This window comes from Mycolicibacterium sarraceniae, assembly GCF_010731875.1.
Lineage (GTDB): Bacteria > Actinomycetota > Actinomycetes > Mycobacteriales > Mycobacteriaceae > Mycobacterium > Mycobacterium sarraceniae.
The window spans coordinates 2,820,302-2,846,867 of record NZ_AP022595.1; the positions used below are offsets into that span (position 1 = coordinate 2,820,302).

The window sequence follows — 26,566 nt, forward strand, 5'->3', positions numbered from 1 at the left end:
AGGGTGCATGCAGCACAGGGTAGGAGATGCCGGGGGTGAACGACCGCAAGACCCGGGCGTTTATCGCCGTGGCTCGTGGATAAGCAACCCGACGTGGATGCCAGCATGGTCTCGGCTTCTGCACTTAACTCTTGACTTCATCCAGAGTGCTCGCTACATTACCGGCTAGCTTTGTAATTCTGGTCAATCCAACCAACTTTACGAGGAAACCAATGGCAAGTCCGGTGGTCGAAAGCCCCGCGCCGGGGCAATACGAGCTGAGCCACTTACGGTCCCTTGAGGCCGAGGCAATCCACATCATCCGCGAGGTCGCTGCCGAGTTCGAACGGCCGGTGCTGTTGTTCTCGGGCGGTAAGGACTCGATCGTGATGCTGCACCTGGCGATCAAGGCCTTCGCCCCCGGACGGCTGCCGTTCCCGGTGATGCACGTCGACACCGGGCACAACTTCGACGAGGTGATCTCCACCCGCGACGAACTGGTCGAGCGGTACGGGTTGCGACTGGTGGTCGCGAGCGTGGAAGAGGACATCGACGCCGGCCGGGTGGTGGACAACGGCCCGTCGCGCAACCCACTGCAGACCGTGACGCTGTTGCGCGGAATCCGCGAGAACAAGTTCGACGCCGCGTTCGGCGGGGCGCGGCGCGACGAGGAGAAGGCCCGCGCCAAAGAGCGGGTGTTCAGCTTCCGCGACGAGTTCGGCCAGTGGGACCCCAAGGCTCAGCGCCCCGAACTGTGGAACCTCTATAACGGACGCCACCGCAAGGGTGAGCACATCCGCGTATTCCCGTTGTCGAACTGGACCGAGTACGACATCTGGGCCTACATCGGGGCCGAGGAGATCACCCTGCCGGCGATCTACTACTCCCACACCCGCCCGGTCTTCCAGCGCGACGGAATGCTCTTGGCCGTCCACGAATTCATGCAACCGGGTGCCGAGGAGCCGGTGTTCGAGACCGCGGTGCGATTCCGTACCGTCGGCGATGTCACGTGCACCGGGTGCGTGGAGTCCACCGCTGTCACCGTCGATGAGGTGATCGCCGAGACCGCACTGTCGCGACTGACCGAACGTGGCGCCACCCGCGCCGACGACCGGATCTCTGAAGCTGGTATGGAAGACCGTAAACGGGAGGGCTACTTCTGATGGCGACACTATTGCGGATTGCCACCGCCGGATCGGTCGATGATGGTAAGTCGACACTGATCGGCCGCCTGCTCTACGACTCCAAAGCCGTGATGGAAGACCAGCTTGCCGCCGTCGAGCGGACGTCGCGGGAACGCGGCAACGACTACACCGACCTTGCACTGGTGACCGACGGGCTGCGGTCCGAGCGCGAGCAAGGCATCACCATCGATGTCGCGTACCGCTACTTCGCTACGGCCAAGCGGAAATTCATCATCGCCGACACCCCGGGGCACATCCAGTACACCCGCAATATGGTCACCGGCGCGTCGACCGCACAGCTGGTCATCGTCCTGGTCGACGCGCGTCACGGCCTGCTCGAGCAGTCCCGCCGCCACGCGTTCCTGGCCTCACTGCTGGGCGTTCAGCACATCGTGCTGGCGGTCAACAAGATGGACCTCATCGATTGGGACCGTCAGCGTTTCGAGGCAATCCGCGATGAATTCCACGCCTTCGCCGCCCGACTCGACATTCACGACGTCACCACGATCCCGATGTCAGCGCTCAACGGCGACAACGTGGTCACCAAGTCGGACAAGGCTCCCTGGTATGACGGCCCCTCGCTGCTGAGCCACCTCGAGGACGTCTACATCGCCGGCGACCGCAACCTGGTCGACGTGCGCTTCCCGGTGCAGTATGTGATCCGGCCGCAGACGAAAGAACACGCCGACCACCGCAGCTACGCGGGCACCGTCGCCAGCGGTGTGATGCGTCCCGGCGACGAAGTCGTGGTCCTGCCGAGCGGAAAGACCAGTCGTATCACCACGATCGACGGTCCCACCGGCCCGGTCACCGAAGCGTTCCCGCCGATGGCGGTATCGATCAGCCTGGCCGACGATGTCGACATCTCTCGTGGTGACCTGTTGGCCCGGCCGCAGAACCAGCCGATGCCGACGCAGGAATTCGATGCCATGGTGTGCTGGATGGCCGACGACAACGCGCTGGAGCCCGGCCGCGACTACATCATCAAACACACCACCCGCACTACCCGGGCACGGGTCGGCGCACTGGACTATCGCCTGGACGTCAACACCCTGCACCGGGACAAGAGCGCAACGGCGTTGAAGCTCAACGAACTCGGCCGCGTGACCCTGCGCACCCAGGTGCCGCTGCTGCTCGACGAATACTCCCGCAATGCGGCCACCGGATCGTTCATCCTCATCGATCCCGACACCAATGTGACTGTCGCTGCGGGCATGGTTCGCGATACAGCTCCGACCGCCGGCCGCGCCGCATCACCCAACACGGTGCGTCATCAGTCGCTGGTGACCGCTGGTGACCGGCTGACCAAGGGGCGCACCTTGTGGTTCACCGGCCTATCCGGGTCCGGCAAGTCGTCAGTGGCCGTGCTGGTAGAGCAGAAACTGCTCGAACATGGTTCTCCCACTTACATTCTCGACGGTGACAACCTGCGTCACGGACTCAATGCCGACCTCGGCTTCTCGATGGCAGACCGTGCCGAGAACCTGCGCCGGCTGGCCCACATCGCCACGCTGATGGCCGATGCCGGCCTGACGGTTCTGGTGCCGGTCATCAGTCCGCTGGAGGAGCATCGGGAGCTGGCCCGCAAGGTCCACACCGACCAGGATGTCGACTTCTTCGAGATCTTCGTCGACACCCCGCTGGAGGATTGCGAACGTCGCGACCCGAAGGGGCTCTACAAGAAGGCTCGTGCGGGGGAGATCACCCACTTCACCGGAATCGACAGCCCCTACCAGCGCCCGAAGAACCCGGATCTGCGACTCACTCCCGATCGTGAGTGTGACGAGCTGGCTCAGCAGGTCGTCGATCTGTTGGAGGGGCAGCGGTGAGCGATCACGAACTCGCCGCCGATCTCGCCACCCAGGCGGGCACGCTGCTGCTGGACGTCCGCGCAGAGCTGGTCGACGCGTCCGGTGCGGAGCGAAAAGCGTCTGGCGACAAACGGTCTCACGAGTTCCTGATGGAGGCGCTGGCCGCGCAGCGGCCCGACGATGCGGTGCTCTCCGAGGAGGGTGCCGACGACCCGGTCCGGCTGCGCAGTAGCCGGGTATGGATTGTCGATCCGCTCGACGGCACCCGTGAGTTCTCCGAGCTCGACCGCGAGGACTGGGCCGTGCATGTGGCGTTGTGGCAGGACGGCCAACTGAGCGCCGGCGCGGTCGCGCTGCCTGCCCAGAACGTCACCCTGGCCACGCCGTCGGTGCCGGCACCGCCGCCCGCACCGGCCGCCCCGCGCATCGTCGTGTCACGGACTCGACCGCCCGCCGTCGCCCTCCAGGTTCGGGACGCCCTGGGCGGTGTGCTTGTCGAAATGGGCTCTGCCGGAGCGAAAGTCGCGGCAGTGGTCCAGGGCCTGGCGGATATCTACGTGCACGCCGGCGGACAGTATGAATGGGATTCGGCCGCCCCGGTGGCCGTCGCCCGTGCGGCGGGGCTGCACACGTCGCGCATCGACGGATCTCCTCTCCAATACAACCGGCCGGACCCGAAGCTTCCCGACGTGGTGGTGTGCCGGCCCGAATACGCCGAGGCGGTGCTGGCGGCAATTGCTGCCGGCTAGCGGTTGATCCCCCTGGTAGGCCCCGATATCGGTGGGCCAACGGGTCGGGGGCTCACTGCCGTACAGCGTTCATCCTGATCGACGGTGAATTCACCGACGGCCGATAACACCTCGCCCTCGACTCCGCACTGTCGAAGGGGAAACCTGACCACGATGACTGAACTGACCACTCTGCGCGCGCTGGCGGGCCTCCCCTTGCAACCGCCGAGCCTGGCCGACTCGACACTCATCTTGGACCTGGAATCGCCAGGAAGTGAGTGACCGTGCGGCGAGGAATTGGCGCGATACTAACGACAGGGTGGCGCTCGTCGGTGCCACTGTCGTGGTTGCCAACCCCGTTTCGACACCGCAGTCGGCAGATTGCATCCCTGCGCTGAAGCTCTCGGCAGGCAGCATCACCTCCAAAGCCGCCCTCGACCAGGCCCTTCTCGATGCGATTGCGCAAGGGCCCGCTCCGACGAGCCCACTGGCGCTGCCATCGACGATCGTCAATGCCATCCGCACCGAGGTCCGCACGCAGCTGACCGAATTGGTCGATCGTCCCCGGTGGGCAGTGCAGCCACCACTCGTTGCGGGTGTCGCTGGGCCACCGCCGCGGATCCGTGGTCGCGACCAAGGCGGCGGCGCCCGCCGACTCGACCCAACAGGCCGGCTCTGATGTGACGAAGCCGGCGACAGTCAACGGTGCCAACGATCTGAGCGACGGCGACAAGGTCATCCTGCACAAGAAGGCGCCGCAGTCTCAGTTGCGGCGACGGGTCGAGGCATCGCTAAACCAGGCGCGCACCTCCAAGGCGCCTCCGTCGCAGCGGTCGCATCGGCACTAGCTGGGGCCCGCGCCGGGCGGGCAATGGCAGAATTCACAGCATGCGGATGTCAGCCAAGGCCGAGTATGCCGTCCGCGCCATGACCCAGCTGGCGTCCGTCGACACCGGTGGGCTGGTCAAGACCGATGATCTGGCCAAGGCCCAGGGAATCCCGGCCCAGTTCCTGGTCGACATTCTGTCTGACCTGCGCACCGATCGGCTGGTCCGTAGCCATCGCGGCCGCGACGGCGGATACGAACTGGGCCGTCCGGCCGCGGAGATCAGCATCGCCGATGTGCTGCGCTGTATCGACGGGCCGCTGGCCAGCGTGCGTGACATCGGCTTGGGGGACTTACCCTACAGTGGGCCGACGGCGGCACTGACAGATGTGTGGCGGGCGCTGCGCGCCAGCATGCGCTCGGTACTCGAGGAGACCAGTCTGGCCGATGTGGCCTGCGGGCAACTGCCCGACCATGTCGCCAGTCTTGCCCACGACTACCTGGGCCAGGAGGGCCGGCGCGGCCACAGCGGCTGACTTGCGTCGAGCCGGCCGTGCATTCCCTTACCACTCAAGCGCTTTCAGCTATCCCGGGTGATGAATGCCGGCCTCCACGATTGTGCTCGGCGGATGCCGTACCGTCTCTGGCCTATGGCAACACCGCGTAGCCGGGTCGAAGTACTCGGCAGTATCGGACCCAACTGGTTCGCATCGGTGATGGGCACCGGGATCGTGGCGAACGCCGGCGCGACGCTGCCGGTTCACGTGTGGGGCCTGCGCGGCTTCGCCGAGGTGGTCTGGGTGATCGCGGCACTGCTGCTCGTAGTGCTGATCACGCTGGTGGGAGTGCACTGGTTGCGGTATCCGACGGTCGCGCGCACCCATGCCCGCAACCCCCAGATGGCGCACTTCTACGGTGCGGCGCCGATGGCTCTGATGACCGTTGGCGGTGGCGCGGTGCTGATCGGCGGCGACCTCATCGGCGAACACCTCGCCGTCGACCTGAGCTGGGTGCTGTGGACCGCAGGCACCATCGGGGGACTGTTCACCGCGGTGAGTATCCCGTTCTTGATGTTCACCCAGCACAACGTCGAACCCGACGCCGCGTTTGGCGGCTGGCTGATGCCAATCGTCCCGCCGATGGTCTCGGCCGCCAATGGCGCGCTGCTCATCTCGCACATGGAACCGGGCACCGGGCGCACTACCATGCTCTACGGCTGTTATGCGATGTTCGGGCTGTCGTTGGTGGCCGCGCTCATCATCATCACGCTGATCTGGAGCAGGCTTGCGCTCTACGGAACATCGGGCACCGCCCGAGTTCCCACGCTGTGGATCGTTCTCGGCCCGATCGGCCAATCCATCACCGCCGCAGGACTTCTCGGCCTTAACGCGGCGGGGGCCGTCCCGCACGAACTGGCCGAGGACATGAACGCCTTCGCGGTCCTGTTCGGGGTGCCCATGTGGGGCTTCGCGGTGCTCTGGATCGCGCTGGCCACCTCGCTGACCGTGCGCACCCTGCGCCGCGGTATGCCGTTCGCGCTGACCTGGTGGAGCCTGACCTTCCCGGTCGGCACGTTCGTCACCGGCACCACACAGCTGGCCGTGCACACCCAGCTGCCCGCGTTCAAAGTGGCCGCCGTGATCGCCTATGTCGGTCTGCTGAGCACCTGGCTACTGGTCGCGGTGCGCACCGCCCGGGGCAGCGTCACGGGCGATCTCCTGAACCCGCCGCCGGCGGCCGGGCCGATCAAGGCACACAAAGACCCTGCGCCCTGATCCTTTTTCACGCCCAAACCGACGGTTCGCCCCGAAAGTTCCAGCGCAACCGCCGCGCAAGAGGAACGCGAGCTGCTCACGGGTGGTGTCGTCGGCGTCGTCGGGCAACGCGGCGAAAACCGGCCAGCCGAACGCGTTGTCGTAGAACCGGCGCGAGGCGGTGATGTCGGTGACGGTCAACCGCAGGTGGTCAACCGCGGTGGTGGCAATCGGCATGGCCCATCCTGTCAGTAGCCGGGACTGGCCCGGGCGGCGCCCGCATCCGCCGTGCCAGAATCGCGGGCGTGCAGATTGGGATGACCTTGCCGGTCATGGAACCGGACGTCAACGCAAAGATCCTCAAGCAATGGGCCCAGGCCATCGACGAGGGACCGTTCTCCTCGTTGTGCTGGGGTGAGCGGATCGCGTTCGGCAATCCGGACTCGCTGACCCTGCTGGGTGCGCTGACCGGCTGGACCGAGCGGGTCCCGCTGGTGGCCACCGTGATCGTTCCGCAGCTGCACAATTCGGTGATGCTTGCCAAGGCGCTGGCGACCGGAGACCTGCTCAGTGGCGGACGGCTCACCGTCGGCATCGGTGTTGGCGGTCGGCACGAGGATTACCGCGCGGCGGGTGCCGACCCGAAAACCCAGACCATGCGGCAGATGGCTGAGCGGGTGGCGGTCATGAAGCGGGTCTGGGCGGGGGAGAAGGTCACCGAATCGGTGTTGCCGGTCGGGCCCGCACCCGCCCGGGACGGCGGCCCGCGACTGCTGGTCGGCACCACCGGCCCCAAGACTCTGCGCAGTGCGGCCCAGTGGGCCGACGGCATCACCGGCATCTCGCTGGACCTCGACCTGGACAAGCAGAACGAGCTGTTCGATGTCGCCCGCGCCGCGTGGGCGGAGGCGGGCAAGCCCAAACCCCATCTCGCGACGTCGTTTTGGTTCGCCATCGGTGACGGCGCGGCGCCGCGCGCGCGGGTCGCGCAGCACCTGTTGCACTACATGAACTGGATTCCGCGCGAGTACGTCGAGGCGATGGCGCCGACCACCGGGTGGGCCGGTACCGACGAGGAACTCGTCGCGGTGCTGCGCGGGTTCGCCGCGATCGGCACCAGCGAGCTGCACCTCATCCCGACCAGTACTGACATCGGCCAGCTGCGTCGCGTCGCGGATCTTGTTGGCGAGATTTCCGCCTAAGCGTGAGTTTCGGCGTAGAAATTCGAGTAGAAGTCGCCCTAGCGTCGATGTCGCGGGACAAGGGGGAGTCATGACCCAGCCGTACGGCAACTACCAGCTCGAAATCTACTTGCAGGGCCTGACCGGCACACAGCCCAGTCTGCCGATGTCCTTCGCGGAGTTAGAAGCCCGTGCCGCTCAAGCTCTTTCACCGTCGATATGGTCGTACGTCGCCGGTGGCGCTGGCGATGAACGCACGCAGCGCGCCAATGTCACGGCCTTCGAGCAGTGGGGCCTGATACCCCGTATGCTCGTCGGCGCCACCGAACGGGATACGAGCGTGGAACTGTGGGGCCGACGCTGGCCGGCGCCGGTATTCATGGCACCGATCGGGGTGATCGGGCTGTGCACCACTGACCAGCACGGTGATCTCGCTGCGGCGCGCGCCGCGGCCGCAACCGGGGTGCCGATGTGTGTCTCGACACTGACGATGGATCCGCTGGAGGAGGTGGCAGCCCAATTCGGGGACACCTTAGGTCTTTTCCAGCTGTACACCCCTGTTGATCGCGAGATGGCCGAGAGCTTCGTGCACCGCGCTGAAGCAGCGGGATACGCCGGCATCGTGGTGACATTGGATACCTGGGTGCCAGGCTGGCGGCCGCGCGACCTGGCAACGGCCAACTTCCCGCAACTGCGCGGCAAGTGTTTGGCCAACTACATCAGCGACCCGGTGTTCCGTAGCAAGGTCGACGGGGATATCGACGCCGACCCTCGCAACGCGGTAATGGCGTGGGTCAGCAATTTCGGAAACTGCCTGAGCTGGAACGACCTGCCGTGGCTGCGGTCGTTGACGTCGCTGCCGTTGATCCTGAAGGGAATCTGCCATCCCGACGATGCCCGCCGTGCGATCGACGCCGGCGCCGACGGCATCTACTGCTCCAACCATGGTGGGCGCCAAGCCAATGGCGGGCTTCCCGCACTCGACTGCCTGCCCGATGTGGTGGATGCCGCCGGTGAAGTTCCCGTGCTGTTTGACTCCGGTATCCGCTCGGGCGCCGATATCGTCAAGGCACTGGCCATGGGGGCTAGGGCGGTTGGCGTCGGGCGGCCTTACGCCTACGGCGCAGCCCTGGCCGGCACCGACGGGATTGTGCATGTGCTGCGTTCGCTGCTGGCCGAGGCCGACCTGATCATGGGGATCGACGGCTACCGTGCCCTGGCTGATCTGACTCGTGATGCGCTGCGGGCTGTGCGACAGTAGAGCGATGTCCCAACCATCCACCAGCGTCAACCGCCTGCCCGAGAAACAGAACACCTCGCGGCACAGGCTCGACGAGCTGCTCGACGCAACACCGCTGGCGACGATCGCGTTGATCCGCGACGGACACCCGGTGATCTTTCCGATCGGCTTCGCCCGGATCGACGACGAACTGGTCATCCACGGATCGACGGGCTCGCCCTGGATGCGTCAACTGGCCGGTGGCGCGGCCGCCGCGGTCTCGGTGACCGCACTCGACGGAGTTCTGGTGGCGCGCAGCGGATTCGAGTCCTCCTTTCAGTTCCGCAGTGCGGTGCTGTTCGGGACGTTCGAGCCGATTCCCGATGCCGACAAGGTGTCCTACCTGGAGACACTGACCGATACGTTCATCCCGGGCAGGGTGGCCGAACTTCGGGCCAATTCCCGCAAAGAGCTCGCCGCGACGATGGCGCTGCGGATGGCTATCACGGGCGATAACTGGTCGCTCAAGATCGGTGACGGGTGGCCCGATGACGAGGATGACGATGTCGCCGCCGGGGCATGGGCCGGGGTGGTTCCGTTGACCACGGTCTACGGCGAGCCGCAGCGTGCACCGGACTGCGATCCCGCGACCCCGGTACCGCCGTCGGTCAGTGCGATGGTTGGTGAGCTGTCGAACCGCCGGGGGAGACAGCTTCGCTAGCAAGCGTTTTGGGACGAAGGACGAAGCTGAACGCCAGCGCGATGACGCCGATGGCCACGCACCCGGTGCTTCGTCGGATGCCTGTAGCACACGCGACATCAGTGGCGTGTGTGTCACAGCGCTGCAGATGATTCCGTAGACCACCATCAGATTCCGCGGCTGCCCGGCAAATTGCATGCCTCGTATGTGACCGCACCGTCCGATGTGCGGTGTCACCGCCCCCACGGACCCAGCAGTGTGCGCCAAAAGTTCCGGAATGACTCGGGGAAGACGATGTCTTCGGTGTGGTGCTGCCGCGGTTCGATTTCCGGTTTCTTGGGGCGGCCCTGGTCATCGGTGTCGTCGCGCTCAACCACAGTCTTCTCCCTCGACTAGCGCCGGCCGGGCCCGAAAGGCCCTGGACCCAGCGGGCCCGACGCCGGCAGGGCCGATATAGCGGCACGGGTTGACGTACACGTTCACATCGTCGTAGTACTCGCACTGGTTGGTTTCCCAGTTGAAATACGTCCCGGCCCCGCAGCCATCATCGGCTGAACGTATTGGCGCCCGCGATATTCCGGTGAAGGGCAGCGATGTCACCGCCACGGCGCGGGCGGCGAGTCGCCCGCTTGGATTGCGCATGTGGCCCCCACTTTCGCCGACCGGTGTCTCACCGTATCGAACGACGAGGGTGGCGTCAGGAAAACCCGCGGGGCTAGGCCCGCAACCGGGTGCTCGGGTGCCCGGCGACCGCGGACAGCCATTCCGCGCTGATGCTCAGATCGTCGAGCTGGCGGTCGATCCCGTCGATGTGGTCGGACATATCGCGTAACTGCCTCGCCACCTCAGCCCGCTGCATCACAAGTCTCGCCCGCACGCGCTCGAGCATCGCCAACAAGGCCTGAGCCTCCGAGCGCGTCGGGGTATTTGCGGTGGTTGCCGTCATCGGCGTCCAGGCTGTTGGCAGCAGGCGCCGCGAAACCCCTAGCCGAGGATCCGGTCGGCTTCCCGCTGACCGCTGAGATGAGCGCCGTGGACGGTGCCGAACCACTCGGGGTTGGTGGCTTCGCCCGCGAACAACAGACGTTCGCCGACCGGCTCGCCCAGCGCGTGCATATCGTCAGGGCTGGACCCGACGGCGATGAAACTGTATGAGCCACGGGCGTATTGATCTGTGCCCCACCGGGTCACGATCGATCCGGTGGGGGTTGGCGCATCGATGGCAGTAAGCAATTCGGTCACCGCGGACTGATCGGACAGCGATTCGCGCAACCACGGCCTGGCCGCCCCGTAGCCTCACGAGCAGCGGCTTACCGGCGAACACCAGCCCGTTGGCCAGATCGGTGACCGGTTGGTTGTTGCCGACCAGTCCGATCATCGGGGTGGACTCGGGCCAGAACGGCTTCTCGAAGGCGACGACCACCTTGTTGAGCAGTCCGAATCCGAGCTTCTCGATGGCGTGGCACTTGGCCTCGAGAAGCGGTGGGTCGAAGGCGATGCTTCCGCCGATCCGGTCGCGAGCCTCGACAACGGTGACGCGCACACCGGCGTCGGCCAGTCGCCGGGCCGCCGCCAGGCCGGCGAAGCCAGCGCCGACGATCACGACGTGGTCGCCGCCCTTCTCATCCGCGCTGCCACATCCTGGGAGCAGAGGCACCGCTGCGAGCGCACCGAAACCCAGCATGAACCCGCGCCGCGCGACCGAACGCATAGCGGTGACGTTAGCGGAGTAAAACCGGCGGTCACGTCACATTCGCCGATGTCCCGCCACGGTTCGGCGCGTGAATCCCGCTGACTTTTGCTAAGCACTAACGGTGCAACCCACGTCGAGTGACTCCACGGTCGAACCGTCAGCCCGTAATCCCGTGCCTGCGGTCGTTGAGCGCCACACCCCTCGACCAATCTCGCGGTGACGTGGTCGAGGAACGGCTCGAACGGATCCGGGCCCGACCGAGCCCGCACCCCCGGCGTGCCGCCGCCGGCCAGGTATTTGCGGACCGTCTTGCGGTCGAACCCGGTGTGTTTGGCGATCGCCGGGATCGTCCAACCACGTCTGCGCAGGGCGGTTAACTCCACATCGGTCTCTCCTGTGAGCATGCGAAAGAGGGCCTCCTTCGCCAGCGCTGCAGGCGTTTGACACCACCAGCATCGAGGCAGGTCCGCCCATCTCGGCGGGGCCCCACAGGTAGGGAGTTTCGATGAACGAAAGTGGGGAATTTCAGTGAGCGCGATCAAGTTCGGCAACGACGCTGACACGCGGCAACGTAGGATCCCCGCAGAGAGTTACCCGCGGGTAGGTCGCTGGCCGCGTCAACGTGTTCTAAAACCAGGATTTGTCGAGCGCGTAAAGCTAGAGTCGCTGCTCATGCAGGCCACCTTGGCTAACGCTCATCCGACGAATGGCACCTCTGTAGCGCTGCTTGATCGACCCGACGTCGGCGACGCACTGGCAGCAATTCGGAGGCCGGTTGCCGTCGTGAACTCGGTCCAGGGGCCGCGCGCTGTACTCCTCGACGGCGGCGGGGAACTTACGCCCGAGGTCCTGAGCCAGGGCCTGCTTGCCGTCTTGCCGGCGATCTATCCCGAATGGCTCGGCGAGCGTAGTTTCACCGCGACCCACGGTGTGCGATTTCCCTATGTCGTCGGCGAGATGGCCCGCGGCATCGCGACGCCGCAGATGACCGTCGAGGGTGTGCGCGCCGGCGTGATGGCGTTCTACGGCAGTGCCGGATTGGACCTCGCCACCGTCGAAGCGGGTGTGCTGGAGATTCAGGCCGCCCTGGGCCGGGACTCCGCCGGTTGGGGTGCCAACCTGATCCACAACGTCCAGAGCGACGGCGTCGAATTGGCGACCGTCGATCTGTTCCATCGCCTCGGTGTCCGCTACGTGTCCGCGTCGGCGTTCATGCGTCTCACGCCCGCGGTTGTCCTCTACGCCGCAAAAGGTCTGCGTCGCGACGCGCACGGGCAGGTCGTTCGGGCCGGCCATATCTTCGCGAAGGTCTCCCGCGATGAGGTCGCCCGCCAGTTCCTCTCGCCCGCACCGGAAGCGATGCTGAGCACGCTGGTCGCCGAAGGCCGTCTCACCGCCGAGGAAGCCGCGCTCGCGAGCCGGATCCCGATTGCGGAAGACATCACCGCCGAAGCGGATTCGGGCGGGCATACCGACAACCGCGCGCTGACCGTGCTGCTTCCGCGACTGATCAGCCTGCGCGACGACATCGCCGCCGCCTACGGCTACTCAGTTCTGCCGCGCGTCGGAGCAGCCGGCGGGCTGGGTACCCCGGCCGCCGTCGCCGCCGCGTTCGCCGCAGGCGCGGCCTATGTGTTGACCGGTTCGGTCAACCAGTCGGCGGTGGAGAGTGGGTTGTCACCCGACGCGCGAACCCTGCTGGGGCTGGCGGAATCCACCGATGTGGCGATGGCGCCCGCCGCCGATATGTTCGAAATGGGCGTGACCGTGCAGGTTCTCAAGCGCGGCACGATGTTCGCCCAGCGCGGGCACCGCCTGGCTGACTTCTATCGCCGCTACTCCTCTCTCGAGGAAGCCCCTGCGGAGGAGTTGGCGAGCCTCGAAAAGACGGTCCTCGGGCGCAGTGTCGCCGACATCTGGGCGGATACCGAGGCGTTCTTCGCCAAGAGCGATCCACACCAGGTGGAGCGCGCTGCGGCGGACCCCAGACATCGCATGGCCCTGGTATTTCGCTGGTACCTGTTCACGGGTTCGCAGTGGGCGCGCGACGGTAACACTGAACGCCGCGCTGACTACCAGATCTGGTGTGGTCCAGCGATGGGAGCCTTCAACCAATGGGTGCGGGGAAGTTTCCTCGAGCCGGTGGAGGCGCGCACGGTTCGCCAGATCGCCCTCAATCTCCTTGAGGGCGCGGCAACTGTGACACGAGCCGGGCAGCTTCGCGCTTCGGGCGTCGCGATGCCGCCTTCCGCCTTTGATTTCCGTCCACGTCCCCTCGGATAAGGGTCACCTTGACTGACAACACGCACCAGCCCTCTGCCACTCCGATCGCGGTGGTCGCCATGTCGGCGATCTACCCGGGCGAGTCGGGGCTCACCGGCTTCTGGCGCACCATCACCGCGGGCCGCGACGCCATCAGCGAGGTACCGCCCTCGCACTGGTTGATCGAGGATTACTTCGACGCCGACCCGAAAGTGCCGGACAAGACCTACTGCAAGCGCGGCGGCTTCATCGACCCCGTGGACTTCGATCCGGTGAAATTCGGCCTGCCCCCCAACGCATTACCGTCGACTGATACCGGGCAGATCCTCGCGCTGATCGCCGCCAGGCAGCTGCTCGACGAGGTGCAGCGCGAAGGTGTGGAGGTTGACCTGGACCGGGTCGACGTGGTGCTCGGGGTTGCCTCGACCACCGAGCTGGTGGTGCAGATGGGTTCGCGGATGCAGCGGCCGATTTGGCGTAAAGCACTGCTGGAGAACGGCTTACCCGAGGACGAGGCAGACGAGATCTGCCAGGACATCGCCGATCACTATGTGCCGTGGCAGGAGAGCACGTTCCCCGGTCTGCTCGGCAATGTCATCGCCGGTCGCGTGGCTAACCGTCTCAACCTCGGTGGCGCCAACTTCGTCACCGATGCCGCCTGCGCCAGTTCGCTTTCGGCGCTGCAGTCGGCGTTGCACCGGCTGTATCTGCACGAGTCGGATGTGGTGCTAACCGGTGGGGTCGACGCACTCAACGACGTGATGATGTACATGTGCTTCTCCAAGACACCGGCATTCTCGGCGACCGGTGACTGCCGGCCGTTCTCCGCGGGTGCCGACGGCACGATCATCGGTGAGGGTGTCGGCATGGTGGCGCTCAAGCGCCTCGCCGATGCCGAGCGCGACGGGGACCAGATCCATGCGGTTATCTGCGGCCTGGGTTCCTCCTCCGACGGCCGCGCGTCCAGCGTCTACGCGCCGCGGTCCGAGGGGCAGGCCAAGGCACTCCGGCGCGCCTACGAGCGCGCCGGCTACGACCCGTCGACGGTCGAACTCGTCGAGGCGCACGGCACCGCGACCAAAGCCGGCGACGTCGCCGAATTCGCGGGGCTGAAGTCGGTATTCACCGACAGCTCGGCCCGAATCGCACTAGGGTCGGTGAAATCCCAGATCGGCCATACCAAGGCAGCCGCCGGTGCCGCGGGGCTCATCAAAGCCGTTCTTGCGCTGCAGCATTCGACGCTCCCGGGCACTCTGAAGGTAGATCGCCCCAACCCTTCAATGGGGATCGAGGAGTCACCGTTCTACGTCAACGCGCAGACCCGGCCCTGGGTGCGTAAGAGCGACCAGCCCCGACGGGCATCGGTCAGCTCCTTCGGTTTCGGCGGCAGTAACTTCCACGTGACACTGGAGGAATACCAGGGCGAGCATCGCGCCAAGCGGCTGCGGGCTCTGCCCAGTGAGCTTGTGGCGCTCAGCGCACCGTCGGAGGCCGAGCTGCAGAAGCGGGCCGCAGACATCGTGACGGCCGCCCGCTCCGGCGAGAGCCTTGCCCGTATTGCTTTCGAGGCCGCCGAGGAATTCGATGCGTCCCAGCCCGCACGAGCGGGGCTGGTTGCCACCGATGCCGAATCGCTTGGCGTCGTAGCTGAACGGCTGCGCAGCGCGCTGGCCGACGGTAAGGCCGCTGAGCTCAAGGACGCGAACATCGCCGTCGGTTTCGGACCGGCACGCGAAGGTAAGACGGCATTCCTGTTCCCGGGCCAGGGCAGCCAGTATGTCGGTATGGGGGCCGATCTTGCGCTGAGCTTCCCGGAAGCGCTCGCGGTGTGGGATGGGCTCGAAGGTGATCTGATCGAGTTGGCCGGTGTTGTCTTCCCGGAGCCCGCCTTCGAAGCGTCCGCGGCAGACGCGCAGAAAAAAGAGCTCACCGCGATGGCCAACGCGCAGCCGGCCATCGCCGTAACCAGCCTGGCTCAGCTTGCGCTGCTTGATGTCCTGGGTGTCGGTGCCACGGCGGCCGCCGGCCACAGCTTCGGTGAGGTCACCGCGCTGGCCGCGGCTGGCGTCCTGCCCACCGAGCGTCTCGTCGAGACTGCGCGGATGCGCGGCACGCTGATGAACGAAGCGGGCCAGGGCAAGGACGGCGCGATGCTGGCGGTCTCGGCGACCGCCGATGAGGTGCGCGCGTTGCTGGCCACCCAACCGGAATCGGGATCGCTGGTCATCGCCAACGACAATGCGCCCAAGCAGGTGGTGCTGGCCGGCTACGACTCCGATATCGGATGGGCACAGAACGCGGCAAAAGCGAAGGGCTGGACGGCGGTTCGGTTGCCGGTGGCCTCGGCATTCCACTCCGAGATCGTGGCCGCGAGTTCGGCACCGTTGACGTCGTACCTGAAGACGCTGAAGATCGGGCAGCCGAATTTCCCGGTCTACGCGAACGCCACGGCGCAGCCGTACGGTGAGGACGTTGCCGAACAACTCGGCAATCAGGTTGCGCAGATGGTGCGCTTCCGAGAAATGATCGAGACGATGTCGCGCGACGGGGTGACCCGCTTCGTGGAGGTTGGACCCGGACGGGTTCTGACCGGTCTTGTCGGGAAGATCCTCGGCTCGGCACCACACATCGCGGTGGCGCTGGACGACCCGAAGGCCGACGGGCTCCGCGGCTGGCATCGGGGACTGGCCGCGCTGGCCGCCGACGGTGTGGCACTCGACCTCGTCGCGCTATTTGATCACTACGCCGAGCCGGCGAAATTCGTTGTGCCGCCCAAGCATGCCGTCAAGGTCGGCGGAGCTAACCTTGGTAAGCCGTACCCGCCCGCGGACGGCAAGGTTTCGATCACGCCCAAGCGCACGCGGGTGAGCGCGCCGAGCGCACCGCTGGCAGTGGCATCTGCATCGGTAGCGAAACAAGCACCCGCGCCGGCGGTACAGCGGATGGAGACACCCGCGGGCTCCGCGCCCGCGCCGGTGGCCCAAGCCCAGCCGTCGGTGGTTCAGCAGCAGGTGCCGGTTCAGGCACAGGTTGCTGAAGCTATTGCGGTTCCGGTGTCGGGCGATGTGTGGAGCATCATCGACAGCATTCAGAAAGAGACCGCCGAGCAGCACCAGCGCTATATGGACGTGGTGACCCAGAGTCACCAGGCTTTCCTGGACATGTCCACTCAGATGATGGCGCATATCGTGGGCGAGTCGGCAACCGTTGCGCAGGTGCCTCGAGCGCTGGCAGCCGTTGCGCCGCAACAGGTTGCCGCGCCCGCGGTAGCCGCCCCGGTCGTCGCACCCCCGGTGGCCGTCGCACGGGTTGCCGCACCCACCCCGGTTGCCGCACCCGCCCCGGTTGCCGCGCCCGTCGCGGTTGCCGCACCTGAGGCCGTGGCGCCCGCACCTGTTGCCGCTCCGGTGATTGCGCCGGCTGTGTCGGCTGGTGCTGTGGTGTTGGAGATTGTTTCGGAGAAGACGGGTTATCCGGTTGACATGCTCGGGTTGGGCATGGAGATGGAAGCCGAGTTGGGGATCGATTCGATCAAGCAGGTCGAGATTTTGGCGGCGTTGCAGGCGAAGTTCCCTGGCGCTCCGGAGATTCCGGCCTCTGAGCTGTCCGGGTTGCGGACGCTGCAGGATGTGGTGGATACGATCGCGGACTTTGCGCCTGCGGTATCTGCACCTGCGGCTGTCGGCGCGGTAGCGCCGGCTGTGTCGGCCGGTCCGTCGGCTGGTGCGGTTGTGCTGGAGATCGTGTCGGAGAAGACGGGTTATCCGGTTGACATGCTCGGGTTGGGCATGGAGATGGAAGCCGAGCTGGGGATCGATTCGATCAAGCAGGTCGAGATTTTGGCGGCGTTGCAGGCGAAGTTCCCTGGTGCTCCGGAGATTCCGGCCTCTGAGCTGTCCGGGTTGCGGACGTTGCAGGATGTGGTGGATACGATCGCGGACTTTGCGCCTGCGGTAGCTTCTCCTGCCGCTCCGGTGATTGCGCCGGCTGTGTCGGCTGGTCCGTCGGCTGGTGCGGTTGTGCTGGAGATCGTGTCGGAGAAGACGGGTTATCCGGTTGACATGCTCGGGTTGGGCATGGAGATGGAGGCCGAGCTGGGGATCGATTCGATCAAGCAGGTCGAGATTCTCGCAGCGCTGCAGGCCAAGTTCCCTGGTGCTCCGGAGATTCCGGCCTCCGAGTTGGCGAACCTGCGCACCCTGCAGGATGTCGTCGACACCGTCTCCGGATTCGCTGCACCTGCCGCTGCCACAGCACCTGCTGCGGTCGCGGAGCCATCGGTTTCGGCTGGTGCTGTGGTGTTGGAGATTGTGTCGGAGAAGACGGGTTATCCGGTTGACATGCTCGGGTTGGGCATGGAGATGGAAGCCGAGCTGGGGATCGATTCGATCAAGCAGGTCGAGATTTTGGCGGCGTTGCAGGCGAAGTTCCCTGGCGCTCCGGAGATTCCGGCGTCGGAACTCGCGAACCTGCGCACTCTGCAGGATGTGGTCGATACGGTTTCCGGGTTCGCCGCCGACGGTCGCACCGAACAGGCTGCCGCAGTTCAGCATTCAGCGCCTGAGCCGGAGCTGGTCGCTCTGTCCTGCACCGAGGCGGAGTTTCGGGCTGCCCCGCCCAGCGGGCTGGCGATGGCAGGCCTGCGTGACGGCGTCGTTTTCATCACCCGTGAAGACCCTGCCTTCGCCGATGCCCTCCAGCGCTCGCTGAGCTCCCGGGGGATCCAGACGCGGACGGTCGATGAGGCTCCCGCCGAAGCGGGTGCCGTCATCAGCCTGGCCGCGCTGGCCCCGGCGCGCACACCGGCAGACTGTGTCGCGGTCCATGTGAGTGCGTTTCACGCGGCCCGCAGCGTCGCTAAGAGCAGCGCGCCGACGCGGCTGTTCGTCACCGTCCAGTCGACCGGTGCCCGGTTCATCGCGGCGGACGTCCCGGTCGGTGTTGCGAGCCTGGTGAAGACCGCCGGCTGGGAATGGCCCAACGCTTCGGTACGGGCCGTCGATATGGAAACCCTCGACGCCGAACGGCTGACGGCCGAGCTGCTGGCAGGTGGCAGCGGTATCGAGGTCGCCCTGCGTGCTGATGGCACCCGGCTGGTTGCCGTCGACGACATCGAATCCTTAGTCGGCGAAGGGGAGGCGATCAGTGTCACCCCGGGCGGCGTGGTCGTCGTCACCGGTGGTGCTCGTGGCGTCACGGCGGAGTCGGCCCTGGCGCTGGCCAAGCGTTATGGCCTGCGGCTGGCTCTCCTCGGACGCACGCCCCTGCGTGAGTTCACCGGCGACGAGCCGACGGGTACCACCGCAGCCGAGATCGCCACCGCGTTGGCAGCATCGGCACGGGCTCGTGGCGAGCAGCTCAGCCTCTCGCAGGCCCGGGCGCAAGCCGAAAGCCTGCTCGCCGAGCGGGAGGTTCGCGCCACCCTGTCGACCGCAGAGCGGCAAGGCACCCCGGCCCGCTACTTCGCGGCCAGCATCACCGACGACGCCGCACTGCGCAGTGTGCTCGACGAGGTTCGGCAGAACTTCGGTCCGATCGTCGGCGTCGTCCACGGTGCCGGCGTACTGGCCGACAAGCGCCTCGAAGACCTCGACGACGATGGGTTCGTCAAGGTGTTCACCACCAAACTCGTTGGTGCAGAAGCATTGCTGGATGCAACGGCAACCGACGAACTGCGCTTCATCTCGCTGTTCTCCTCGATCGCGGCACGGGCCGGAAATCCCGGGCAGTCCGCGTACGCGTCGGCCAATGCGGCCCTGGAGGCCATCGCGGCCCGGGAAGCCGCTCGCCGTAACGGCGAGTGCGTGGTGCGTGCGTTTGGCTGGGGCCCCTGGGATGGCGGGATGGTCGACGCGACGTTGAAGAGCCGGTTCCTCGCCGGCGGTGTGGGTGTCATCCCGATCGCTGAGGGTGCCCAGTTCTTCGCCGACCATGCGTTGTGCCGGTCGTCGGCCACCGCGGTCGTGGTAGCCGCGCCGGCCGAGCCGCGGCTGCGCGCCACCCGCCTCGACTGGGATGTGTCGGCCGAAAACCTGCCGGTGCTCACCGACCATCAGGTCCGTGGCCAGGTGGTGGTGCCGGTGGTGATCGCGCTGGACGCGATACTGCGTGCGGCACGCGGTGTCGTTGCCGATGCGTGCCCGGTGGTCCGTGACTTCCAGGTGCTGTCGGGAGTCACGTTCACCGAAGGTGAACGGCAAGCTCTCACCATCGATTTCGAACCCGTCGGTTCGTCCTACACCGTCTCGATCACTGACGGTTCGGGTCGGGCGCGTTACCGCGCCACGGTGGACACCGCGGCCGTTGCGGCCCCGGAACTGTCGGTTCCGCAGGTGTCAGGATCGGCGTGGCCGCTCGGCGTCGACGAGGCATACGCCGGCCCGCTGTTCCACGGGCCGCAGTTTGCCGTCATCGAGGCGCTCGACACGTTCGGAACTGAAGGTGGCAGCGCCACGCTGAAAGGCTTGGGCGATCTCGGCTGGCCGCAGAACGGCTGGGCGATCGACGCTGCCGGCATCGATGGCGGCCTGCAGCTGGGCATCGTGTGGGCGAGCGCGCAGGGACGTCCCCTGGTGCTGCCGATCCGGATCGGCCGGGTTGTGCTGCACCGGACGTTCGCTGACGCCAGTATCGCGCGTTGCCGGTTGGCCGCGCACCCGGTGAACGATAAGCGGGTCGATTTCGATATCGCGTACGAAACCTCCGACGGCGCACTCGTCGCGACCCTCGAGGGTGTGGAGTTCTACGCTGCGGGCGGCGCCGCGGACACGCCGGCGTGAGCGGGTTCGACCCGGTCGCGATCGTCGGACGCAGTTGTGTCCTGCCCGGTGCAACCACACCGGAGGAGCTGTTCGACGCCTCGCTGGGTGGCCGCTGCCTGCTGACGCCCACGCCACGCGATGGTTGGCGCGGTGTGGATCCCGGCCAGCTGCTGGCCAGCGACAAACCAGGTCTGCGGGTGTCGTCGGCGACCGGCGGCTATGTGGAGACTTCCTTCGACTTGACCCAATTCGCCTCGCGGATAACTGATTTCGACCGGCTCGATCCGATCGTGCCGTGGCTTGCTCAGTGTGCGCAGCAGGCACTGGGCGGGCCGCTCGCGGCACCGCGGACCGGTCTGATCGTGGGCAACCTGTCGTATCCGAGCACCATGGGCACCGCGTTCGTCGAGGCCGTCTGGACGGGCAACGGCAACGACGATCCACGCAACCGGTTCTCCTCCGGGCTGCCGGTGCACCTGGTCGCCGGTGCGATGGAGATGAATGGCCCGGTGTATGCGCTCGACGCTGCCTGCGCGTCATCGCTCTACGCGATCAAACTGGCGTGCGACGCCCTGCACGACGGCGACGCCGACGTCATGCTCGCGGGCGGGGTCAACGGCTCGGACGACCTGTTCTTGCATCTTGGCTTCACCTCGCTGCAGGCGCTGAGCCCGTCGGGCCGGTCTCGTCCCTTCCACGCCGAGGCCGATGGTCTGGTTCCCGCACAGGGCGCAGCCCTGGTGGCTCTGAAGCGCCTCGACGACGCCGAGCGCGACGGCGACCACATCCTCGGCGTGATCATGGGTGTTGGGCTCTCCAACGATGGCCGGCAGAGCGGCTTCTTGGCACCCGCGGTGGGTGGTCAGACCCGCGCTATGATCTCGGCGCTCGAGCAGGCGGGGCTGACCCCTGCCGATATCGACTACGTGGACTGCCACGCGACCGGCACACCGCTGGGTGACGCCACCGAGCTGCAGAGCATCGCGGCCGCCTACGGTGACGTCCCGCTGAAGCTGGGCGCGCTGAAAGGCAATCTCGGTCACACCATCACGGTGTCCGGCGCGGCAAGCCTGGTGAATGTGTTGTCCGCCATGCAGGCGTCGACGTTTCCGCCGACGTTGTGCGAGAAGCCGACCGAGAAGCTGGCCGGCACACCGTTCACGTTGGTCACCACGCCCACGCCATGGGAAGGACCGGTCAAGCGCGCCGCAGTCAGCAACTTCGGGTTCGGCGGCAACAACGCGCACCTGATCGTCGAGAACTACCGGGGGCCACGCGGTTCGGTCGCGCGGCAGCGGCCGCCCACCGACGAGATCGTCATCTGCGGAATCGGTGTGGTCACTGGCGACGCACGCGGTGCCAACGCATTCCGTCGCCGTGTGCTGGGACCCGAGGCGCAGCCCACTCCGCTCGACGCCGTCGAGCTTGACCTTGCGGGCCTGGGGTTCCCGCCAAAGGAGCTCGCCGGCAGCCTGAGTCAGCAGACGGTGATGCTGGCCGCGGCGGGGCAGGCATTGCGCTATGTGACGCTGGACCCGGACCGTACCGGGGTGTTCGTCGGTATGGGCTGCGATGCCATGATCGGTCGCCAGCGGCTGCGGGTGCTGAACACCGACAATGACCAGTGGCTGGCGGCGAACAAAGAGGCCGCGCCGCAGCTGACCGCTGACGGTGTCATCGGAACCATGCCCAACATCCCCGCCAATCGCATCCACGCCCAGCGTGACTTTCGCGGGTTCGGCTTCACCGTCTCCACCGAAGAGCTGTCGGCGATCACCGCGCTGCAGATCGCTATTCGGGCGTTGCGGTACCGAGAACTCGACACCGTCGTCGCCGGTGGGGTCGATATGTGTTGCGAGCCAGCACATTCACGCGCGGCCGACGCACTGGACGCCGATACGAGCATCGCGCACGGTGACGCGGCCGTGGCGTTCGTCCTGAAGCGCCGCGCCGACGCGGAAGCCGCGGGCGACGAGATCGTCGCCGTCATCGATACCGACGACGAGCCGATCGCGACCGATCCGAACTTCGCGGCGCAGCGGATCGGCCGCACCCACGCGGCCAGCGCTGCTGTGGAGATCGCCGCCCGCGCAGAGGCCGTGCGGGCGCGGGTGCGGGTGGATCGTGCCGGTGCGCAGCCGGCACCGGGCGGTACCACTGCGGCGGTGTGGGTGGAGGCGCTGGGTGGACGTGCCGATGGCATCACGGTGTCCGCGGCCGGTGCGCCAAAGCCACTGGCGCTTGGCGTCGTTCCGGTCTCGGAGCGCTACGCCGGTTCAAGCAGGGCCGATCTGTTGAGCCGGCTGCACCGCGGCGAACCAGGTGGCAGCGGGCCGGTGCGGTGTTCGTTGGTGGGGGTCAGCCAGGCCGGAGTGGACACGCTTCGCCAACAGGCCGTGCAGCGGCTCGAACGTGGCGAGGCACCGGTCGTTCCGGGCATCGCGTTCGCCGAAGCCCCGACCACCGGCGAACTTGCCTTCACCTTCACGGGCGCAGCAGCGGCCTACCCGGGTGCCGGGCGTGAGCTGTTGTTCGCGTGGCCCGAGATCGGCGATGCACTCACCCAACGCTTCTCCGGCGTCGGCGATTTGGCCCGTGCTCTGCACGGCGACGGGATCACCACCCTGGACCCACGCACCCAGCTGACCGGTTGTGCTCTGGTCTGTCAGTCGCAGGCGGAGTTCTCCCGGACCGTTCTCGGCCTCAAACCTACTGCTGCGATTGGTCTTTCGTCAGGCGAGACCAACTCGCTGATGGCCTTTGGGGTCTGGAGCGACCTGGAACCGATGCTCGATGAGATCGAGGCGTCGGGCATGTACGGCGATGAGCTGACCGGCGAATGTCGGGTGGCGGCGGCCTACTGGGGGCTCGGTGACCAACCGGCCCCGTGGGAGTGCTGGCGTATCACCGCACCCCGGCCGCTCGTCGATGCGGCGCTGGCGCTCGAACCGCGCGCCTATATGACAATTGTTCAGGCGCCGGATGATTGCGTCATCGGCGGAGATCCCGCAGCGTGCCGACGGGTGATCGACGCCGTTCCCGGCGCGACTGCGATACCCCTTGGTCTGGACATGGTCATCCACTGCGAAGCGATGGCGCCGTTCGCCGACACCTGGCGCAACATTCACACGCGAGAGACGCACGAGGTGCCGGATATCCGGTTCTACACCAACGCTGTCAACCGCGCCTATGTGCCGACCCGGGAAGCCGCCGCCGAGGCGATCACCCGGCAGGCCCTCGAGCCGATCGACTTCCCCGCGACGGTTCTCCAAGCATGGGAAGACGGGGTCCGTATCTTCGTCGAGCACGGGCCGCGCGCCATCTTGACGCAAGCGGTGTCGAAAATCCTTGGTGATCGCCCACATCTGGCGGTTGCGCTGGATCCCCAGGAACGCCGTGGGCTGCGAGCGCTGGCCGAAAGTGTTGGCAAGCTCTGGGTTTACGGGCTACCGGTCGACGTCAGCGCATTCGACGCGCGCATTCAGCAATTGCGTGACCAAGGTCAGGCGGCACCCTCGGGGAACACTCGCAAGCTGACGCTGGCCGCTCATTGGCCCGATATCGTCCCGGCGCCTGAAGCGCCCAAGAATGTCTCGACGCCGCAAGCGTCCAGGATTGAGAGTGCACCGCCCATGCCCGAAGTGGACCACGGAAGTGTTCAAGTCATGCCGCCCGCGCCGGCCCAGCTCGCATCGCTGGTCATCGCCCAGGAGGTAGTCGTCCAAGCGGCGCCGGAGACGACGACCGTGATCGCCAGGCCGGTCGCCCCCGCCGCCGCCGTGGTCAGCGATCAGACGGCCGCAGCGCTGAATCTGGTTGCCTCGGTCAGCAATGCGCATTCGGCGTTCCTGGACCGGCAGGCAGAAGCCCACCAGTCCTTCCTGAAGTCGCGCGGTGATCTCCTCGCGTTGGTGTCGGGACGACGGGGATCAGCGCCGGCGGTGGTCGCTAGTGCGCCAGCGGCGTATGCCCCAGCACCGATGCCCGTTGCGAGCGCCCCTGCGGCCGCACCGGTGGCGAGTGTGCCGACACCGGTGGCACCAGCACCGAGTGCGCCACCTCCTCCGCCGCCACCTCCTGCGCCGCCGGTGACGCCCGCGCTGAGCAGGCGTTCAGCGAAGACCGAAGAGCCGCTCTGGTCCCGTGCGCAGCTGGAAATCCTTGCCGGCGGCAAGGTTTCGGAGGTTATGGGGCCCAAGTTCGCCGAATACGACCAGTACGAGCGCCTGGTTCGGATGCCGGAGCCGCCGCTGCTGCTGGCCGATCGAGTCATGAGCATCGAGGGTGAACCCGGCACCATGGGCACCGGTCTCATCGTCACCGAGACCGACGTCGACCCGAATGCGTGGTACATCCACAACGGCCGGATGTCACCGGGTGTGGTGATCGAGAGCGGCCAGGCCGACCTGCTGCTGGCCTCGTGGCTGGGCGCGGATTTCAGTAACCGCAGCGAGCGCGTGTACCGCCTGCTCGGCTGTGATCTGACGTTCATGGGTGAGCTGCCCAAGGGCGGTGACACGCTGCACTATGAGATCCACATTGACGGTCACGCGAAAACCGGTGATACGCGGCTGTTCTTCTTCCATTACGACTGCTACATCGGCGACCGGCTGATGATCTCGGTGCGCAACGGGCAAGCCGGCTTCTTCTCCGATGCCGAGCTTGCCGAGTCGGACGGGGTCCTATGGGACGCCGCCGACGATGCGCCGCGCGATGGTGCCATTCGTGACGAGCCGCCCGTCGTCACCCAGAAGCGTTCCTTCAGCCGGGATGATCTCGATGCGTTCACTGACGGCCACGCGTTCCGGTGCTTCGGTGCCGGTTTCGAGCGGGCGGCCGCCCATACCCGGACGCCGTCGCTGCCAACCGGCAAACTGCGGCTGATCGACGAGATCGCCGAATTCGATCCGAACGGCGGACCCTGGGGCCGCGGCTATCTGCGCGCGACCGCCGCGGTGCCCAAGGACATGTGGTTCTACGACGGGCATTTCAAGAATGATCCCTGCATGCCCGGGACACTCATGGCGGATGCGGCTACCCAGGCCCTGTCCTTCGCGATGGCTGCCTACGGCTTCACCATCGAGCGTGACGGCTGGCGGTTTGAGCCCGTCCCGGATGACATGGCGCGGTTCGTGTGCCGCGGTCAGGTGACTCCCGACGCCGATCACATGCTCGACTACGAGGTGTTCATCGAGGAGATCATCGACGGCCCGACGCCGATCGTCTTCGCGGCATTGCTGTGCCGCAGCGACGGTTTCAAGGTGTTCCACGCCCGGCGTTTCGGCATGCGTCTGGTGCCGGACTGGCCGATGCCTCCCGGTGCGCCCGGTCCGGTGCAGATCCTGGCCGGAACCAAAGATGTTCGCGGCGATCAGGGCGCACTGCTGGCCTGCGGGCGTGGCATGCCGTCGGATGCGTTCGGAGCGCTGTACGCGCCGTTCGACGGAACGCGCCGCGCACCACGGCTACCCGATGAGCCCTACCACTTCATGTCGCGGGTGCTCAGCGTGTCCAGCCCGCCCGGGGTGCCGACCAAGGGCGGCACCGTCGTCGCGGAATACGACGTGCCGGCCGGCGAATGGTATTTCGGGGACGCCCACGTTGACGCGGTACCGATGCCGGTGCTGATCGAGATCCTGCTGCAGCCGTGCGGCTGGCTGTCCTCGTACAACGGCTTCGCCGCCAATCGTCCCGACGATGTGGTGTTCCGCAACCTCGACGGCGGTGAGGTCGTGCAGCGCCGTCCCGCTCGCGTCGGGACCCTGCGGGTGACCTCGACACTGGAACGCTTCGCCGACGGCGCCGGCTCGACGATCGTATTCTTCGACGTCATCTGCACTCAGGACGACGAGGTCGTCATGACGATGAAGACAGCGTTCGGATTCTTCAGCCCTGAGGCGCTGAAGAATCAGGTGGGCCTGCGGACGGACCCGGCTGCGCTGGAAGCACTTTCGGCAGCAGCCCCGGTCGCACTGTCCTACCGGGCTGAGGAACTCGACGGCGCTCCATGGCTGGACCAGGGCCGCCTCCAGGTTCTCGACCGGGTCAACTTTTGGCCGGGTGGGGGAGCAGCCGGCCTGGGCCGGCTGGTCGCCGAGTACGACGTCACTCCCGAGGCGTGGTTCTTCAAGGCGCACTTCTTCCAGGATCCGGTACAGCCCGGTTCGCTCGGCCTGGAGGCCATGCAGCAGGCGGCCCGGGCGTTGGCCCGGCTGTCCGGTCATGCCCCCGCCGGTGACGGTTACGCATTCGAGCCCGTCGCCCTGGACCAGGTGTTCAGCTGGAAGTTCCGCGGTCAGGTGACGCCGACCAACAAGCGCACTCGATCCGAGATCGAAGTCCTGTCCGTGGAACGTGATGACAGCGGAGTGCTGGTTGTGTTTGACGGCCGGTTCTGGTGCGACGATCTGTGCATCTACGAGACGCGCGGGATGGGTGTGCGCGTCGTGGCGCGGTCATAATAGTGCG

The 26,566-nt window shown here is 66.6% G+C and carries 18 protein-coding genes and 1 pseudogene; 12 read left to right on the forward strand and 7 right to left on the reverse strand.

Annotated features, from left to right (window positions below; genetic code table 11):
- The first annotated feature begins 212 nt into the window (after window positions 1-212).
- From cysD to G6N13_RS14215, 6 genes are all read left to right on the forward strand, one after another.
- The gene (cysD, locus tag G6N13_RS14185; protein WP_163697952.1) at window positions 213-1,142 is read left to right on the forward strand and encodes a sulfate adenylyltransferase subunit CysD; all 930 of its coding nucleotides are present in this window, start codon (window positions 213-215) and stop codon (window positions 1,140-1,142) included.
- Window positions 1,142-2,992, forward strand: a complete 1,851-nt coding sequence (cysN, locus tag G6N13_RS14190; RefSeq protein WP_163697954.1) for a sulfate adenylyltransferase subunit CysN — start codon at window positions 1,142-1,144, stop codon at window positions 2,990-2,992. Before cysD ends, cysN begins: the two co-directional genes overlap by 1 nt.
- Entirely contained in the window at window positions 2,989-3,723 is a 735-nt protein-coding gene (locus G6N13_RS14195) for a 3'(2'),5'-bisphosphate nucleotidase CysQ (protein WP_163697956.1), read from the forward strand. The genes cysN and G6N13_RS14195 overlap by 4 nt, the downstream gene beginning before the upstream one ends.
- Before the next feature lie 569 nt (window positions 3,724-4,292).
- Window positions 4,293-4,550 carry a hypothetical protein gene (locus G6N13_RS14205; protein ID WP_163697957.1) on the forward strand — a complete coding sequence of 86 codons (258 nt, stop codon included), beginning with the start codon at window positions 4,293-4,295 and terminating at the stop codon, window positions 4,548-4,550.
- A gap of 40 nt (window positions 4,551-4,590) precedes the next feature.
- Window positions 4,591-5,064 (forward strand): Rrf2 family transcriptional regulator, encoded by a 474-nt coding sequence (locus G6N13_RS14210; RefSeq protein WP_163697960.1) that lies wholly within the window; start codon window positions 4,591-4,593, stop codon window positions 5,062-5,064.
- Between the two features lie 114 nt (window positions 5,065-5,178).
- Entirely contained in the window at window positions 5,179-6,303 is a 1,125-nt protein-coding gene (locus G6N13_RS14215) for a TDT family transporter (protein ID WP_235677759.1), read from the forward strand.
- Here G6N13_RS14215 and G6N13_RS26200 read toward each other — a convergent pair.
- Window positions 6,199-6,519: a VOC family protein gene (locus G6N13_RS26200; protein WP_407663734.1), complete on the reverse strand. Its 321-nt coding sequence runs from the start codon at window positions 6,517-6,519 to the stop codon at window positions 6,199-6,201. The two genes, G6N13_RS14215 and G6N13_RS26200, sit on opposite strands and share 105 nt — an antisense overlap.
- A gap of 95 nt (window positions 6,520-6,614) precedes the next feature.
- On the opposite strand from G6N13_RS26200, the gene G6N13_RS14220 reads away from it, so the two are divergent.
- The 3 genes from G6N13_RS14220 (at window position 6,615) to G6N13_RS14230 (ending at window position 9,403) form a co-directional block, all read left to right on the forward strand.
- Window positions 6,615-7,484, forward strand: coding sequence for an LLM class flavin-dependent oxidoreductase (locus G6N13_RS14220; protein WP_235678078.1), 870 nt, complete (start codon window positions 6,615-6,617; stop codon window positions 7,482-7,484).
- A 70-nt stretch (window positions 7,485-7,554) separates the two neighbouring features.
- Window positions 7,555-8,724: an alpha-hydroxy-acid oxidizing protein gene (locus G6N13_RS14225; RefSeq protein ID WP_163697966.1), complete on the forward strand. Its 1,170-nt coding sequence runs from the start codon at window positions 7,555-7,557 to the stop codon at window positions 8,722-8,724.
- 4 nt (window positions 8,725-8,728) lie between these two features.
- Window positions 8,729-9,403: a pyridoxamine 5'-phosphate oxidase family protein gene (locus tag G6N13_RS14230; protein WP_163697968.1), complete on the forward strand. Its 675-nt coding sequence runs from the start codon at window positions 8,729-8,731 to the stop codon at window positions 9,401-9,403.
- 212 nt (window positions 9,404-9,615) lie between these two features.
- On the opposite strand, the gene G6N13_RS14235 is transcribed toward G6N13_RS14230, so the two are convergent.
- From G6N13_RS14235 to G6N13_RS25170, 6 genes and pseudogenes are all read right to left on the reverse strand, one after another.
- Window positions 9,616-9,759 carry a hypothetical protein gene (locus tag G6N13_RS14235; protein ID WP_163697970.1) on the reverse strand — a complete coding sequence of 48 codons (144 nt, stop codon included), beginning with the start codon at window positions 9,757-9,759 and terminating at the stop codon, window positions 9,616-9,618.
- On the reverse strand, window positions 9,752-10,024 hold the full coding sequence (locus G6N13_RS14240; protein ID WP_163697972.1) for a hypothetical protein: 273 nt from the start codon (window positions 10,022-10,024) through the stop codon (window positions 9,752-9,754). The genes G6N13_RS14235 and G6N13_RS14240 overlap by 8 nt, the downstream gene beginning before the upstream one ends.
- Before the next feature lie 73 nt (window positions 10,025-10,097).
- The gene (locus G6N13_RS14245) at window positions 10,098-10,328 is read right to left on the reverse strand and encodes a hypothetical protein (RefSeq protein ID WP_163697974.1); all 231 of its coding nucleotides are present in this window, start codon (window positions 10,326-10,328) and stop codon (window positions 10,098-10,100) included.
- 38 nt (window positions 10,329-10,366) lie between these two features.
- A complete protein-coding gene (locus G6N13_RS25160; RefSeq protein WP_235677760.1) occupies window positions 10,367-10,573 on the reverse strand; it encodes an FAD-dependent oxidoreductase in 207 nt (68 codons plus the stop codon).
- A complete protein-coding gene (locus G6N13_RS25725; protein WP_268949019.1) occupies window positions 10,503-11,093 on the reverse strand; it encodes an FAD-dependent oxidoreductase in 591 nt (196 codons plus the stop codon). The genes G6N13_RS25160 and G6N13_RS25725 overlap by 71 nt, the downstream gene beginning before the upstream one ends.
- A 182-nt stretch (window positions 11,094-11,275) precedes the next feature.
- Window positions 11,276-11,479 (reverse strand): annotated as a pseudogene (locus tag G6N13_RS25170) (IS21 family transposase); the annotation flags it as partial.
- A 268-nt stretch (window positions 11,480-11,747) separates the two neighbouring features.
- On the opposite strand from G6N13_RS25170, the gene G6N13_RS14260 reads away from it, so the two are divergent.
- The 3 genes from G6N13_RS14260 to G6N13_RS14270 are packed head-to-tail and all read left to right on the forward strand — an operon-like array spanning window position 11,748 to window position 26,559.
- Window positions 11,748-13,358 (forward strand): PfaD family polyunsaturated fatty acid/polyketide biosynthesis protein, encoded by a 1,611-nt coding sequence (locus tag G6N13_RS14260; RefSeq protein WP_163697976.1) that lies wholly within the window; start codon window positions 11,748-11,750, stop codon window positions 13,356-13,358.
- A gap of 8 nt (window positions 13,359-13,366) precedes the next feature.
- A complete protein-coding gene (locus G6N13_RS14265) occupies window positions 13,367-20,116 on the forward strand; it encodes a type I polyketide synthase (RefSeq protein ID WP_163697978.1) in 6,750 nt (2,249 codons plus the stop codon).
- The gene (locus G6N13_RS14270) at window positions 20,113-26,559 is read left to right on the forward strand and encodes a beta-ketoacyl synthase N-terminal-like domain-containing protein (RefSeq protein WP_163697980.1); all 6,447 of its coding nucleotides are present in this window, start codon (window positions 20,113-20,115) and stop codon (window positions 26,557-26,559) included. The genes G6N13_RS14265 and G6N13_RS14270 overlap by 4 nt, the downstream gene beginning before the upstream one ends.
- Window positions 26,560-26,566: the final 7 nt, after the last annotated feature.